The organism is Streptosporangium sp. NPDC049644, from assembly GCF_040675205.1.
Classification (GTDB): Bacteria; Actinomycetota; Actinomycetes; order Streptosporangiales; family Streptosporangiaceae; genus Streptosporangium; species Streptosporangium fukuiense.
Genome location: NZ_JBFAOJ010000010.1, coordinates 1 through 14,444, shown reverse-complemented (window position 1 = coordinate 14,444; position 14,444 = coordinate 1). Strand labels below are relative to the sequence as shown.

14 protein-coding genes and 1 tRNA gene are annotated in these 14,444 nt (G+C 71.0%); 10 read left to right on the top strand and 5 right to left on the bottom strand.

The features are described from left to right. Nucleotides 1-18: 18 nt before the first annotated feature. Nucleotides 19-1,107 (top strand): GNAT family N-acetyltransferase, encoded by a 1,089-nt coding sequence (locus tag AB0J58_RS08070; protein WP_343969747.1) that lies wholly within the window; start codon nucleotides 19-21, stop codon nucleotides 1,105-1,107. Here AB0J58_RS08070 and AB0J58_RS08065 read toward each other — a convergent pair. Then, complete coding sequence (locus tag AB0J58_RS08065) at nucleotides 1,061-2,536, bottom strand: PLP-dependent aminotransferase family protein (protein WP_364211835.1); 1,476 nt, start codon at nucleotides 2,534-2,536, stop codon at nucleotides 1,061-1,063. The genes AB0J58_RS08070 and AB0J58_RS08065 overlap by 47 nt on opposite strands. Nucleotides 2,537-2,603: 67 nt before the next feature. On the opposite strand from AB0J58_RS08065, the gene AB0J58_RS08060 reads away from it, so the two are divergent. The 7 genes from AB0J58_RS08060 to AB0J58_RS08030 all read left to right on the top strand — a co-directional run bounded on the left by AB0J58_RS08060 (nucleotide 2,604) and on the right by AB0J58_RS08030 (nucleotide 8,923). Then, nucleotides 2,604-3,245, top strand: a complete 642-nt coding sequence (locus AB0J58_RS08060; RefSeq protein ID WP_364211832.1) for a pyridoxamine 5'-phosphate oxidase family protein — start codon at nucleotides 2,604-2,606, stop codon at nucleotides 3,243-3,245. A 205-nt stretch (nucleotides 3,246-3,450) separates the two neighbouring features. Continuing rightward, nucleotides 3,451-5,136: a protein kinase gene (locus AB0J58_RS08055; protein ID WP_364211829.1), complete on the top strand. Its 1,686-nt coding sequence runs from the start codon at nucleotides 3,451-3,453 to the stop codon at nucleotides 5,134-5,136. A 19-nt stretch (nucleotides 5,137-5,155) separates the two neighbouring features. Then, nucleotides 5,156-6,583, top strand: coding sequence for a hypothetical protein (locus tag AB0J58_RS08050; RefSeq protein ID WP_364211827.1), 1,428 nt, complete (start codon nucleotides 5,156-5,158; stop codon nucleotides 6,581-6,583). Between the two features lie 55 nt (nucleotides 6,584-6,638). Next, complete coding sequence (locus AB0J58_RS08045; RefSeq protein WP_364211824.1) at nucleotides 6,639-7,739, top strand: DUF2510 domain-containing protein; 1,101 nt, start codon at nucleotides 6,639-6,641, stop codon at nucleotides 7,737-7,739. A 21-nt stretch (nucleotides 7,740-7,760) separates the two neighbouring features. After that, nucleotides 7,761-8,363, top strand: a complete 603-nt coding sequence (gene orn / locus AB0J58_RS08040; RefSeq protein WP_343969729.1) for an oligoribonuclease — start codon at nucleotides 7,761-7,763, stop codon at nucleotides 8,361-8,363. 76 nt (nucleotides 8,364-8,439) lie between these two features. Next, nucleotides 8,440-8,515, top strand: a tRNA-His gene (locus AB0J58_RS08035). 153 nt (nucleotides 8,516-8,668) lie between these two features. Continuing rightward, nucleotides 8,669-8,923 (top strand): LuxR C-terminal-related transcriptional regulator, encoded by a 255-nt coding sequence (locus AB0J58_RS08030; RefSeq protein WP_364211821.1) that lies wholly within the window; start codon nucleotides 8,669-8,671, stop codon nucleotides 8,921-8,923. Here the strand turns inward: AB0J58_RS08030 and lat are convergent. From lat to AB0J58_RS08015, 3 genes are all read right to left on the bottom strand, one after another. Next, the gene (gene lat, locus AB0J58_RS08025) at nucleotides 8,865-10,271 is read right to left on the bottom strand and encodes an L-lysine 6-transaminase (protein WP_364211818.1); all 1,407 of its coding nucleotides are present in this window, start codon (nucleotides 10,269-10,271) and stop codon (nucleotides 8,865-8,867) included. The two genes, AB0J58_RS08030 and lat, sit on opposite strands and share 59 nt — an antisense overlap. Nucleotides 10,272-10,510: 239 nt before the next feature. Beyond that, nucleotides 10,511-10,891: a PPOX class F420-dependent oxidoreductase gene (locus AB0J58_RS08020; RefSeq protein ID WP_364211815.1), complete on the bottom strand. Its 381-nt coding sequence runs from the start codon at nucleotides 10,889-10,891 to the stop codon at nucleotides 10,511-10,513. Nucleotides 10,892-10,901: 10 nt separating this feature from the next. Then, nucleotides 10,902-11,570: a hemolysin III family protein gene (locus tag AB0J58_RS08015; protein WP_364211812.1), complete on the bottom strand. Its 669-nt coding sequence runs from the start codon at nucleotides 11,568-11,570 to the stop codon at nucleotides 10,902-10,904. A 157-nt stretch (nucleotides 11,571-11,727) separates the two neighbouring features. Between AB0J58_RS08015 and AB0J58_RS08010 the strand changes: the two genes are divergently transcribed. Together AB0J58_RS08010 and AB0J58_RS08005 are read left to right on the top strand one after the other, a co-directional pair. Beyond that, nucleotides 11,728-12,576, top strand: coding sequence for a fused MFS/spermidine synthase (locus AB0J58_RS08010; RefSeq protein ID WP_364211809.1), 849 nt, complete (start codon nucleotides 11,728-11,730; stop codon nucleotides 12,574-12,576). A gap of 96 nt (nucleotides 12,577-12,672) precedes the next feature. Next, on the top strand, nucleotides 12,673-13,659 hold the full coding sequence (locus tag AB0J58_RS08005) for a pirin family protein (RefSeq protein WP_364211806.1): 987 nt from the start codon (nucleotides 12,673-12,675) through the stop codon (nucleotides 13,657-13,659). A 78-nt stretch (nucleotides 13,660-13,737) separates the two neighbouring features. Here the strand turns inward: AB0J58_RS08005 and AB0J58_RS08000 are convergent, their stop codons facing one another. Beyond that, nucleotides 13,738-14,307 carry a superoxide dismutase family protein gene (locus AB0J58_RS08000; protein WP_364211803.1) on the bottom strand — a complete coding sequence of 190 codons (570 nt, stop codon included), beginning with the start codon at nucleotides 14,305-14,307 and terminating at the stop codon, nucleotides 13,738-13,740. Between the last annotated feature and the right edge of the window lie 137 nt (nucleotides 14,308-14,444).

The following is a 14,444-nucleotide window of genomic DNA, read 5'->3' as shown; positions in this document are numbered from 1 at the left end:
ACATCCCAGTAGGAGCTCATGCGCGTCTCAGTCGTTCAACCCCGTGATCTCGGACCGGTCGACATCGACCGCTGGAGAACCCTCCAGGGTGCCGACGCCGCTTTCGACAGCCCGTTCCTGTCGCCGGAGTTCACCATCACCGTAGGTGCCCTGCAGGAACGCGTCCGGGTCGCGGTGCTGCACGAAGGACAGGACGTGGTGGGGTTCTTCCCCTTCGAACGCCATCCGATGGGTATCGGCATGCCCGTGGCCGCGGGCCTGACCGACGCGCAGGGGCTGGTCCACGCCAAGGATGTGGAGATCGACGCGCAGAGCCTGATCAGGGCCTGCGGCCTGGCCGTCTACGAGTTCGACCACCTGATCGCCGGGCAGCCGCTGCTCCAGCCGGGGCACAGCAGGCACCCTTCACCGATCATCGATCTCCGTGACGGCTTCGAGTCGTACATCGAGACGATCAAGGTGACCTCCGGCAAGACCTACCGCTCGACGGCGTACAAGAGCCGCAAGCTCCAGCGCGACGCCGGGCCGCTCCGGCACGACTATGCCACCACCGACCTGGCGCCGCTGCGCACACTGCTCGGCTGGAAGACCGAGCAGTACCGGCGCACCGGCCGCAACGACAGGTTCGCCCGGCCGTGGATCGTGGAGCTGGTCGAACGGTTCCTCGCCACCGACACCGAGCACTTCGGCGGGGTCCTCGACATGGTGTACCTGGACGACCGGCCGATCGCCGGGCACTTCGGCCTGCGCACCGGGACCACGCTCGCGGGCTGGTTCCCCGCCTACGACACCGCCTTCGCGAAGTACTCCCCCGGTCTGATCCACCACCTGGCCATGGCCGAGAAGGCCGCCGAGGCCGGGATCCAGGTGATCGACATGGGCCGCGGGGAGAAGGAGTACAAGGAGAAGCTGAAGAACGGCGAGTACGAGGTCTCGGAGGGCCGGGTCGCCCGGCTGAGCCCCGGAGCCGGGGTCCACTGGATGCTGCGGGTGCCGGTGCGCAAGGCGCGTGGCACGGTCCTGGCCAACCCGCTCCTGCGCACCACCGCCGACCGCGCGCTCAAAACGTACGGCCGCCTGCGGACGTCCCTGCAGTCCTCCTCCTGAGGAGGGTTCGCGGCGGGGTGGGAACGGTCCTTTCCCGCCCGATCAGCTCGGCGACCACCGAGACGCCCCGCCTGAGGTCCGCCTGCGACACGGAGCCGTAGCCGATCACCAGGCCGTGCCGCAGCTGCGGCCCGTGGTAGTGGCGGGTCATCGAGTCGAGCAGCACGCCACGGACGCGAGCGGCCTCGACCAGCGGCGTGACCGCGTGCTCCGCGAGCTCCACCATGACGTGCAGGCCCGCGGTGTCGCCGGTGACCCTGGAGCCGAGGATGTCGACGACCACGGCCCGGCGGCGCGCGTACTCCAGCCGCATCCGGCGCAGGTGCCGGTCCAGGTCCCCCCGCTCGCAGAGCACCGCCACCGCCTGCTGGGCCGGGCCGCCGGTACGGTCGGCCAGGCCGTCCCTGGTCAGGGCGATGGCTTCGATGAGGCTCGGCCGGGCGACCAGCCAGCCGACGCCGATGTCGGGCGTCAGGGCCTTGCTCAGGCTGCCCAGCAGCACCACCCGCTCGGGATCGAGGCCGTGCAGGGCGGGCAGAGGCGCCACGTCGTAGCGGAACTCGGCGTCGTAGTCGTCCTCCACGAGGATCGCACCGGTGCGGCGGGCCCAGGCGAGAAGGCGCTCCCTGCGCGGGATGGGCAGGCGGCCGCCGAGGGGGTACTGGTGGGCCGGAGTGGTGTAGAGGACACGCAGGTCCTCCGGGAGGCGGTCGACGACGACCCCGTCCTCGTCGACCGGGCAGGGCACGATCTCCGCTCCCCTCCCGGCGAAGACGTTCCTGGCGACGCGGTAGCCGGGCTCCTCGACGCCGGCCCGGTCACCGGGCCGCAGGAGAGTGGCGGCGACCAGGTCGAGCCCGTTGCCGGTGCCCCGGGTGACCATGATGTTCTCCGGTCCGACGGGGATCGCCCTGGTCCTGCGCAGGTGCTCGGCCAGGGCCGTGCGGAGCCTGGGCAGGCCGCGGGGGTCGGGGTCGCTCGCGGGTGGCAGGTCGGCCGCTCCGCGCCAGGCCCTGCGCCAGGCCGCCCTGTCGTAGTCGTGGACCCACGGCCGCCCGGGACGCAGGTCGATCACCTGCCCGCCGTCCCCTGACCGGGCGTCCCAGCCTGGAAGGGCGGCGGGAGGTGGGGTGAGGGGGCCGGGAGCGCGCTCGTTCGCGGGCGGGAGCACCATGTCGGCCACGTAGGTGCCGGAGCCGTGGCGTCCTTCGAGCCAGCCTTCCGCGTACAGCTGCTGGTAGGCCTCGGTGACGACGGTACGGCTGACCGCCAGCTGGCCGGCGAGGGCGCGGGTGGAGGGCAGCCGCTCGCCGGAGGCGAGGGTGCCGTCGCGCATGGCGGCCCTGAGTCGGTCGCCGAGCTGGACGGCGAGTGCCGTACCGGATTCGCGGTCCACCGAAACGGGCAGGTCGACGGCGAGGCGCGGCAAAGTGGTCTCCTGTAAGCGCATTGAAGTGGACGTGTTCTCGGTATCCACTTCTCTCTAGGCTAGTGCCATGCTCTCTACGACTCCCCGCACCACCCTCGGCCGCTCGAAGAACAGGGGCCTGACCTCTCGCGAGGATCTGTACGCGGTGCTGGACGCCGGTCTGGTCTGTCACCTGGGCGTCGTGGTCGACGGTTTCCCCATGGTCGTCCCCACCGGTTACGGCCGGATCGGTGACACCCTCTACCTGCACGGCTCCACCGGCGCCACCTCCCTGCGGAACGCGGACGAGGTCTGCGTCACGGTGACCCACCTGGACGGCGTCGTGCTGGCCCGCTCGGCCTTCAACCACTCGCTCAACTACCGCTGCGCCATGGTCTACGGCCGCGTCCGCCGGGTGTCGGGCGAGGAGCACCTGGCCGGGCTGCGGGCGATCACCGAGCAACTGGCCCCCGGCCAGTGGGACGCCAGCCGCGCGCCCACCGGAAAGGAGCTCGCCGCGACCACGGTGCTCGCCCTCTCCCTCGCCGAGGCGTCGGTGAAGGTCCGCCAGGGCCCGCCGATCGACGACGAGGAGGACTACGAGCTGCCGATCTGGGCGGGGGTCCTGCCGCTCCACCAGGTCTGGGGAGCCCCCGAGCCCGATCCCGCGATGACCGGGGACCTGCCCGTTCCCGCGCACATCGCGTCGCGGGCCACGCCCGTTCGCTAGGCCTCCGCGGCGGGCCTGTCCGCGCGGGCCCCTACCGTTCGCACCGATCAATCCGTGACTCCGCCGCTCCCGGAAGGGAGCGGCTGCTCGCTGCACCGTTCGCGGAGTGAGACTGATTCGCGATTAATGCGCGAAATGCGTTTCCGTATGGCTAGGCTACGGTCCGTCTGTTATGGGTGGGGGCCCAGACACTGAGGAGACCGTTATGTACGGCACGCCATCGGCCTGGCGAGTCCCCGGATACACCGAGATCCGCGAGCTGGGCGCCGGTGCGGCGGGACGCGTGGTGATGGCGCGGCATGATGCCGACGGCGTCCTGGTAGCGATCAAGTACCTGTCCGACGAGCTCAGGGGCGACGTCGGCTTCGTGGCGCGCTTCCGGCACGAGGCAAGGGTGCTCAACACCCTGAACAGCCCGCACTCCGTCCGGCTCTACGACTACGTCGAGACCGGCGACGGCGCCGCCATCGTGATGGAACTGATCAACGGCGTCGCCCTGCGCGCGCTGCTGCGCTCGGAGGGTCCGACCGGCCCGGAGGCGGCGCTGCTCGTGCTCAAGGGTTCGCTCATGGGGCTGGCCGCCGCGCACTCGGCGGGCGTGGTGCACCGCGACTTCAAGCCCGAGAACGTGATGGTGGAGGCGGACGGGAAGAGCAAACTCGTCGACTTCGGCATCGCGCTCCGCTCCGGCGACGGCGACGCCCCCGCGGGCACTCCCCCCTACATGGCGCCCGAGCAGTGGGTGGGCGGACCGGCCGGGCCCTCCACGGACGTCTACGCCGCCACCGTCGTGTTCTTCGAGTGCCTGACCGGCACCCGCCCCTTCCGGGCCACGAACATCGCCGCGCTGGCCCGCCAGCACCAGGTCATGCCGCCGCCGGTCGAGGAGGTGCCCCCGGCCCTGCAGGGGCTGGTGGAGCGCGGCCTGGCCAAGCACGCCGCCGACCGGCCGCCGACCGCCTCCGCGTTCCTCACCGAGTTGGAGGCCGTGGCCGCCGACGCCTACGGCCCCGACTGGCAGGAGCGCGGCCGCCGCCGCCTGGCGGGGATCGTCGGGTTGCTGGCCGGGATGTTCCCGCTGGACGCGCCCGCCCCGGCGGCCGACACCTCGCTGGCCACCACCGACCTCGGCGGCAAGGGGCGAGGGACCTCCTCGCTCAGCAAGCTGAGCGTCAAGATCCTCATTGGCGTCGGCTGCATCGCGGTGATCGGCGGGCTGACCGCGGTGCTGGTCGGATCGGGCGGCACCACGACGATCCAGCCGCAGAGTTCCACCGTCACGAAGGACCCGACCCCCTCGGACCCGCTGGAGACGGTGATCCCCGGGGACGACGACGATCTCGACGAACCCGACGAGCCCGCGGAGGCGTCGCCGACCGCGGACGCGCCCTCCGCGACCCCCACGCCGAGCGGCACCACCTCGGGCCCCCCGCCCGCGCCGACCGCCACGACGCCCTCCACGACCCCCAAGGCGTCGGCGACGCCCACCAGGAGACCGACCGCGCGGCCGACCAGGAAACCGACCGGGGAGGCGTCGGAGCCTCCGGCCCCCGATGAGAGCTCCACGCTCAGCGATCCCGGCAAACCGAACACCCCCACGACCAGGCCGCCGTCCCCGACGGCGGCACCGACCGCGGTCCCGACCCAGCCGTCGGCCTCCCCCACCCGGACGCGGCCGACGACACGGCCGACCACGTCCTCGCCCCCCGAGACGACCCCCGCGGGGACCCCGACCTCCGAGAACCCCCCTCAGCTCACCACCTCACCCCTGCCTCCCGCCGAGACGGCCCCCTCGGCGCTCCTCGCGCTGGGCCTGGTGACAAGTGGTGCCGTGCCGTTCACACTGGCCGTCAAGCGCGGCATCGCGGGACGGCACAGAAAACGCCGCTGACCAGGGAACGAGCCGAATCATGAACACTGATCGGGGCGGCGTCGCCGGATTCCGGTTGACCGGCCGCACCTGGGCCGGCGATCTGGGAATCTGGTCGTCGGCCGTCGCGGCCGACGGGCGGCGGGGAAGCACACTCAGGTTCGACCCGCGGCTGGTCGCCGATCCCTCGGCCCGCGAGAGGCTGATCGCGGCCGTGGTCGCCGACCGCAGGCTCACGCAGAGCGGCCTGACCGGGCTGGTCCCGATCGCCGATCTCATCACGGCCCAGGACGAGGTCTGGCTGATCACCTCGGAACCGGCCGCACCAGCGGTGCGCGACCTGCTGTCCGGCGCCCCCGGATCACCCGGGCCCGACGCGGGCAGCGCGGCCACGGTCCTGATGGAGACGGCGTGGACGCTGCTGGCCCTCCACTCCTCCGGGCTCGTCCACGGTGAGCTCCACCCGGGCACCGTGGTGATCGCCCCGGACGGGTCGGCGCTGCTCGCCGAGCGGGGGCTGCTCGACGCGCTGCTCGGCCGCCCGCCCGCGCCGGAGCGGGACGTGGCCGCCTGGGCGTCACTCGCCCGGGGACTGGCCGCCACCTGGGCCTCGGCCGACCGGGAAGCCGCGGGGCTGCTGGAACAGGCGGCGGCGACGGCCTCCATCCGGGGGCTCGCCGCCGCGCGCGACGCCCTGCTCGCCGGGCGTGACCTGCTGCCCTCCGGGTTCACCACCCGCGCCAGACTCGCGGAGACCCTGCACCGACGGCCGGCACATGAGGCGCCCGGCCGGGAAGGACCCCCGCCGCCCGTGCCGGCCGCCCCCGACGAGGGGGAGATCGTCACACTGCTCCGCGTTCCGAGAACCGGCGAGCAGCGAACCCGGGAGACCCGGGAGGCCGACGGGCACCGGCCCGAGGACGTGGTCCTGCGGTTCGGCCCCGGGGTGCCCGCCGAGACCACGGCCGCCCAGATCTGGCGGGCCGGCCGGGACCAGCAGCAGACCGAGCCGCCCTCCGACAGGCTCAGGACGGCTGCGGCCCCCCATGCCCGGCGGCGTCGCGGTCGTACGATCCTCTCCTCGGCGATCCTCGCGCTGATGGTGGTGGGCGCGCTGGCGCTCTGGCTGTTCCGCGGCTCGTGGGCGCCGCTCGAGGTGACGAAGGTGGACGTCAGCGCCCCCAGGAAGACCCAGGGCTGCGACACGACGGTGAGGATCACCGGCGTCCTGTACACCAACGGCGCGGGCGGGGAGGTCCGCTACCAGTGGAAGCGGAGCGACCGCAAGGAGCCGATCGTGCAGACCGACCAGATCTCGTCCGGAGCGGCCTCGCACGAGGTGAGCCTGGACTGGACGGTCAAGGGCGAGGGAAGTTTCAAGGGAACCGTCGTCCTGTCGCTGCTCTCGCCGGCCCCCGAGGGTAAGAAGATCCAGGACAGGGCCACTTTCACCTACAAATGTTCATGAGTGATCCACAAGGTCCACAATGCGGTACAAAGCCGTTCTTACTACTCTGACGGCCATGACCACGCAGACCCCCTCCGGCTGGTACCCCGATCCCTACGGCTCACCGCTGTTGCGCTGGTGGGACGGCCACCAGTGGACCGATGCCACCCATCAGGCGGATGTCCCAGGGCAGGACACGCCTCAGGGAGCGCAGACCGGCCCCTTCCCCTCCCAGCCTCCCGCCGCGGAGCAGGGCGCCTGGCAGGCGCCGCCCGCCTCGCAGGGAGAGCCCGCGGCGACGGGCCCGAGCGGCCAGTGGAACCAGCAGACCGTGCGGCAGGGACCGGCGGGCACAGGGCAGCCGAACGGCAACACGGCGCAGATGCCCCTCCCGCCGTACGGTGTCCACCCGTCCGGGCCGCCGCCGCGCAAGAGCGGTCCGCTCCCGTGGATCCTCGGCGGCGGCGGCGTGCTGGTCCTGATCGTCGTGATCGTGGTCGCCACGATGTATCTGATCAACCCCGACAGCAGGAACGAGGCCGGCGAGCCCGTCACGCCCCGTACGCCGCCTCCCTCGGCGAGCCGGGAACCCAGCCGGGAGCCGACCCCCGAGCCGACGCCCTCGCAGAGCCCGCCGCCCCAGCCGGTGGACGGGCGCATCACCGACCCCGTGACCGGCCTGTCCTACCAGATCCCCGAAGGGCCGTGGCAGGTGCCTCCCAGCCCCGGCGGCGGGCTCGGGTTCACCTGGACCAGCGCGGCCGTCGCCACCGCCCACGAGAACTTCGACGGCAAGGGCGGCAACTGGGTCGGCAACGTGCTGACCGGCGAGCTTCCCGACCAGTACGGCTATCAGGGTGTCGAGAGCATGCGCTCGGTCGCCGCGACGTTGCTGCTGGTCGTCGAGCCCAACTTCTACAGCCCCCCGCACCGCCGGAAGATCGTCGAGGACAAGGCGGTCAAGGTGAGCGGCAAGGACGCCTGGCTGTTCGTCTTCGACCTGGACTTCTCCGAGCAGTCCGAGGCCAACGGCTGGAAGTGGAAGCGGGAGCGGGCCGCGTTCCTGATCGTCGACCGGGGTGAGGGCAGCCGAGCGGCGCTGGCCTACATCAGCGTGCCCGACAATCTCGGCACCTCGACGGTGGACAAGGTGATCAAGTCATTCAAGCTCTCGTAACGGAGTACTACCCTGAAGGCTATGAGTGACCTGCTGGTCTGGATCGACTGTGAGATGACCGGGCTCGACCTTGGCCGTGACGCGCTCGTCGAGGTGGCCTGCGTGGTCACCGACGGCGAGCTGAACCAGCTTGACGAAGGTGTGGACGTGGTCATCAAACCCCCGCCCGAGTCCATCGAGCAGATGTCGGAGGTGGTGCGCGAGATGCACACCGCCTCCGGCCTGCTGGACGCGCTGAGCGGGGGCGTCACACTCGCCGAGGCCGAGTCCATGGTGCTCGAATACATCAAGGGGCACATCAAGGAGCCGAAGAAGGCTCCGCTGTGCGGCAACTCCATCTCCACCGACCGGTCGTTCCTCTCCCGGGACATGACCGCCGTGGACGCCTTCCTGCACTATCGGATGATCGATGTCTCCTCGGTGAAGGAGCTGGCCCGGCGCTGGTACCCGCGGGTCTACTTCGCCTCGCCCGAGAAGCAGGGCGGCCACCGCGCGCTGGCCGACATCGTCGAGAGCATCCGGGAGCTGCGCTACTACCGCGCGGCGGTCTTCGTGCCCCAGCCTGGACCCGACTCCGCCACCGCCAGGGAACTGGCCGAGACCGTGTCCGCGCGAAAACCCTGACCGGCTCGCGGGAAACCCGGTACGAAACGACTCCCAAAGACCGCTACACTTTTCATGTGCTGCCACGGCGGCGATGGTGGGCGTAGCTCAGTTGGCAGAGCGCTAGGTTGTGGTCCTAGATGCCGGGGGTTCAAGTCCCCTCGCTCACCCCATGAGAACGGCCGGTCCCTCGGGACCGGTCGTTCTGCATTTCCACTCCCTTTACCCACCAAAAGTGGATATTGCGGGTTATGCTCGCAGCTATCGCTACGCCGTAGGATCGGGGGGTTTCGGCGACCTGACCGTGTTGCAACCACGGAGGCCGGATGAGAGTCGACGATGCCACGTTCGACGCGGAACCCACAGCCGTGACGGGCTTGAGCAGGCGCGAGACCGAGGTCATGGAACTGATCGCGACGGGCCGCTCCAACGGGCAGATCGCCCGGCACCTGTTTCTGAGCGAGAAGACCGTGAAGAACCATGTGAACCGGATATACGCCAAGCTGGGGGTCGACTCGCGGGTCACCGCGATCGATCTGTGGCTGGAACGGGGCGCGCGCGAGGACCCTCGGCACCACTGAACGGCGACACGACGTCTCCGGACCGCTTCGGGGCCGCCGGGCCTGACCGGGCGGGGCGGCTCGGGCGGCGGGAGACCTCCAGGGCGCGGGCGATGGCGGACGTGCCCTCCTCCAGCTCCTCGGAGGCGATCGAGAGCGCCGGGCGCAACCGTACCGAGCGCTCGCCGCAGGGCAGGACCAGCACGCCCTCGTCCTCCCTGAGCCTGGCCACCAGCAGGTCGCGCCGCGCGGCGTCCGGCAGGTCGAACGCGCACATCAGGCCGCGTCCCCTGGCGTTCTCCACCAGGCCGGGGAAGCCGGCCTGGATCTCCAGCAGCGCCTTGAGCAGCTCGGCGCCGAGCCTGCCCGCGCGCGGGATCAGGCCGTCGCGCTCCACGATCTCCAGTATCCGGCGGGAGCGGACCATGTCGACCAGCCCTCCGCCCCAGGTCGAGTTGATCCTGCCGCTGATCTGGAACACGTTGTCCGGCACCTCGTCGACCCTGCGGCCCGCCATGATCCCGCCCACCTGGACCTTCTTGGCGAAGGCCACCACATCGGGACTCAGGCCGAACTGCTGGTAGGCCCAGGGGGTGCCCGTGGTCCCGGCACCGGTCTGCACCTCGTCCATGACGAGGAGGGCGTCATGCTCGTGGCAGAGCCGTTCCATCGCGAGCAGGAACTCCGCCCGCATGTGGTTGTCGCCGCCCTCCCCCTGGATGGGCTCGGCGATGAAGCAGGCGATGTCGTGGGGATGGCGCTCGAAGGCGGCCCGCGCCGCGGCCAGGGATCTCTCCTCGGCCGCCTCGACGTCGCCGAGGTGGATCGCGGGCACCTCGATCCTGGGCCAGTCGAACTTCGGGAACCGGTCGGTCTTGATCGGGTCGGTGTTGGTCAGCGAGAGCGTGTAGCCGCTGCGCCCGTGGAAGGCGCGGGTGAGGTGGAGCACCTTGCCACCCAGCTCGGGCGAGTGCCCCCGCGAGGCGTTGAGGCGGCTCTTCCAGTCGAAGGCGCACTTCAGCGCGTTCTCCACGGCGAGGGCTCCGCCCTCCACGAAGAACAGGTGCGGCAGCTCGGGATCACCGAGCACCCTGGCGAACGTGTCGGCGAAGTCGGCGAGGTGGGAGGTGTAGAGGTCGGGGTTGGCGGGCTTGTTCGCGGCGACGCGGCCCAGTAGCGCCAGGAACTCGGGGTCGTCGTCGAACGGGTTCACCCCGAGCGGGGCCGAGGCGAAGAAGCTGTAGAAGTCCAGGTAGCTTCGGCCGGTGCGGGCGTCGACGAGCCGGGAACCTCGGCTCCGTTCGAGGTCCAGCACCAGCCGGTAGCCATCGACGAGCAGATGACGAGCGAGACGGGCGTGCACGTCCATGTCCCCTCCACGGTGATCCGAAGAGATGATCCCCCGTCATTTACACATCTACACGGAGAGATTACGCGTCGAAGACGGTTCTTGTGAAGATTTTTCGGTTTACCGGCCCCCTGGACATGAACGTCCGGAGCCCGGGACCGTGCGGCCCGAGCCCTTCTCGATGACCGTCTCCCTTCCCGGGGACCGCTCCTTCCGAGACCACAGATCGGTCAAATCAACCTGCCGCGGGTCGGGCCGGGTCAGTTCGGCGGAGAGATGCGGATCCCAACGGTGCCGGCGGCGCCCCGGCGGAACCTGCTACCGATCATGAGCAGCCGGGCGAGGAGCCCGTACTTCGCGACGATCAGTCCCCGGACCCGCTCGCTCTCCTCGGCCGGCAACTCCCGCGCGACGCCTCTGACCCCCTCCCCCCGCGTGTTGCCCCGCGCGTCGCACGCCGCCACGACGACCTCCGGATTGTTACGGATCCTCTTGGCCTTGCCGGAGGAGCCGGCGGTCCAGACCAGCAGGGAGTCACCGTCGGGGACGGCCCACACCGGCGTCGGCACCGCGGCGCCGCTCTTCTTGAAGGTGGTCACGGACACGTACTTCTCGGTGCCCAGATCCTGGATTCGCGTCATGCACGGCAGGTTACGCCGCCGCGTAGACCACCAGGGAGACCGCCACGTACTGCACCAGGTAGGCGGCGACGGTGAAGGCGTGGAAGACCTCGTGGAAGCCGAACCACCGGGGGGAGGGATCCGGCCGCCTCATGGCATAGACGACGCCGCCCGCCGTGTAGAGCACCCCGCCGAGGAAGACCAGGGCCACCGCGACCACGCCCGCGCCCCGCACGAGCTGCGGCAGCACGAAGACGGCGGTCCAGCCGAGGGCGATGTAGAGGGCGGTCGAGAGCCAGCGGGGGGCGTTGACCCACAGCACCCGGAAGAGCACCCCGGCGACCGCGCCCGTCCAGATCACGCCGAGCACCACCGCGTCGGCCGGAGCGTCCAGGGCGAGCAACGCGAACGGGGTGTAGGTGCCCGCGATGATCAGGTAGATGTTGGCGTGGTCGAGCCGGTGGAGCACCTCCTCCGTGCGCGGGGAGAGCACCCCCCGGTGGTAGGTGGCCGAGATTCCGAAGAGCAGGCCGGAGGTGATCGCGTAGACCGCGGCGGCGATCCTCGCCTGCGGAGTGGGCCCCAGAGCCACCAGGACGAATCCCGCGACGAGCGCCACGGGGAGCGCCCCGGCGTGCAACCAGCCGCGGAGGCGGGGCTTGACGGACTCGGCGAGCGTTTCTGCGACGGTCGTGGCCATAAACCTACGGTATCGTAAGTTACGCCATCGTAGGTTGTGATTCTCCCTACACACCGCGATCGGGGACCGGCGTCTCCTCCGGCCGGGACCCGCCGCAGCGGGAACGGGGCATAGGGTTTCCCTCCGGGTTCACGTCGCGGAAAAGAGGATCCAGCTGATGGGCAGGCGGGAAGCACGGGAGCCGATGCCGGGACGGTATCCGGTGACCTTCGGCGAGGTGGACCTCCTGCAGGACCTCGACCGACCCTCCGGCTGGGTGGTCTCCAAGGACGGCGTGCCGCAGTCGTACGTCGACCTCGACGACGCCACCTACCTCGACTTCGAGTACGTCCAGCTGATGGCCGACGTCGTCGACCTGCTCGCCGAGGGTCCGCTGGACGCGGTGCACGTGGGCGGTTGCGCCTGCACCCTGCCCCGCTACGTCGCGGCGACCCGTCCCGGGTCCCGGCAGATCGTCGCCGAGCCCGACGAGGGGCTCGTCCAGCTCGTCAGGGACCAGCTCCGGCTGAAGTCGGTGCCCCGGCTCAAGGTCAGGGTCCTCGACGGCCGCACCGCCACCGCCGGGCTCGGGGACGACTCGGCCGACCTGCTCGTGCTGGACGCCTTCAGCGGTGCCACGATGCCGATCGAGCTGGCCACCTCCGAGTACATGGGGGACGTCGCCCGCGTCCTGCGCGCCACCGGCACCGTACTGATCAACGTCGCCGACGGCAAGGGGCTGGCCTTCACCCGCCGGGTGCTCGCCACCGTCCGCGAAACCTTCCCCCAGGTGGCACTGCTCGCCGAGCCGGGCATCCTGCGGGGCCGCCGCTTCGGCAACCTCATCGTCGCCGCCTCCCGGCTGCCGCTCCCCGTCTCCGAGCTGACCCGCAGGGCCGCGGGCGGCCTCACCCAGGCCCGCTGCGTGTACGGCGAGGACATCGTCAGGTTCATCGCCGGAGCCCGCCCGCTGCACGACGGCGACGCCGTGGTCACCCCGGTGCCCCCGCCCGCGGTCTTCGGCTGACCCGCGACCGGCTCGTCGCCCCGATCTCGTCCGCCATGGAATAGTTGAAACATCAACTGAGTTGTCGCCTGCGAACATCGCAGGAAGGAATCCACAATGCCGGCCGTGACCGTAGAGAACCCGTTGACCCTGCCCCGCCTGCCGCAGCCGCTGAACGCGGTCCACGAGCGCCAGGTGCTGGCGATCACCACAGCCCCGAGCGGATTCGAGGGAGAGGGCTTCCCGGTCCGCAAGGCACTCGCGACGATCAAGCCCCAGTATCTCGACCCGTTCATCATGATGGACCAGATGGGCGAGGTCGACTACGCGCCGGGCGAGCCCAAGGGCACCCCCTGGCACCCGCACCGGGGCTTCGAGACCGTCACCTACATGATCGACGGCGTGATGGAGCACGCCGACTCGCATGGCGGCGGCGGCACGATCTCCGACGGCGACACCCAGTGGATGACGGCCGGCGGCGGAATCCTGCACAAGGAGGCTCCCCCGGAGTGGCTGGTCGCCAAGGGCGGCCTGTTCCACGGAATCCAGCTCTGGGTCAACCTCCCCGGCAGGGAGAAGATGGTCGCGCCGAAGTACCAGGACATCGGCAGGACCAACGTCGTCCTGCTCAGCAGCCACGACGGCGGGGCGCTGGTCCGCCTGATCGCGGGCGAGGTCGGCGAGTTCACCGGCCCCGGCTCCACCAGGACGCCGATCACCCTGCTGCACGCCTCGCTGAGCCCCGGCTCCCGGCTGACGCTCCCCTGGCGCAAGGATTTCAACGCGCTCGCGTACGTCCTGTCGGGTCACGGCACCGCGGGCGGCGACCGGCAGCCGATCGAGTCGGGCCAGCTGGCCGTCTTCGACGGCTTCGGCGGCCTTCCGGGGCTGGGCACCGACGGCGAGACCATCACGCTGTCGGCGGCCGGCAACCAGGAGAGCCGGAGTCCCAACATGGAGGTCATCGTGCTCGGCGGGCGCCCGATCGGCGAGCCGGTCGCGCACTACGGGCCGTTCGTGATGAACACCCAGGCGGAGCTCGCCAAGGCGTTCGAGGACTACCAGGCGGGCCGCCTCGGCACCATCCCCGCGGGCCACGCCTGACCGCGGGTCGCCGGGACGCCGGATGCCCGGGGGGTGTTCCGTGGGTCTTCGCCGTAGCGAGGTGCCACGGAACACCCCCTAAGACGGCATGAGGGTGATGCAGGCGACGCGGGGGCCGGCGGTGCCGGCCTCGGCGCCGGCGGTGCGGGTCGGCTCGGCGTGGATCACCAACGATCTGGGCAACCGGCCCGCGACGAACGCCCAGTCCCGGGTGGTGGTGGCGGTGGCCTCCCCCCGGGCGTCGGTGGTGAAGTCGAGCCAGACCTCGTTCTGGGCACTGGCGTGGGCGTGGGCGTGCCGGTAGTGCGGCCCGGCGTCCTCGGGCTTGAGACCACACGGGTTGACGTGCAGGTGCGCCCCGTAGGTGCGTCCAGGAAGCATGCCGGTGACGGTGATCGTGGAGGTGGCGAGCACCGCCCCCGACTCCGCGGTGACCCGGGCCGTGGCTCCCGGCGGCACCAGCGTGGTGTCGTAGGCGATGACGGAGGCACGAGGTTCGGGGGCGGAGAACACCCCGCCTCCGGTAAGGCGGATCCCCGCGGCGCTTGAGGCGACCGCCGGGCCGTGCCCCGCGGGATGGGTGTCGGCGGCCCGCTCACCACAGCCGGCGCAGAGCAGGGCGACGGCGAGAACTCCCAGGATGCGCATCCATGATCTCCTTGGCGGGCCGGAACAGTGCAGCGCCCACCATAACGAGTAATCGTGTGATCACACTGGGTACTGACCACTTCCGGTCGTCGCCTTGGCTTCCGCACGTCGCCATGGCTCCCGGCCGGGAGCCAAGG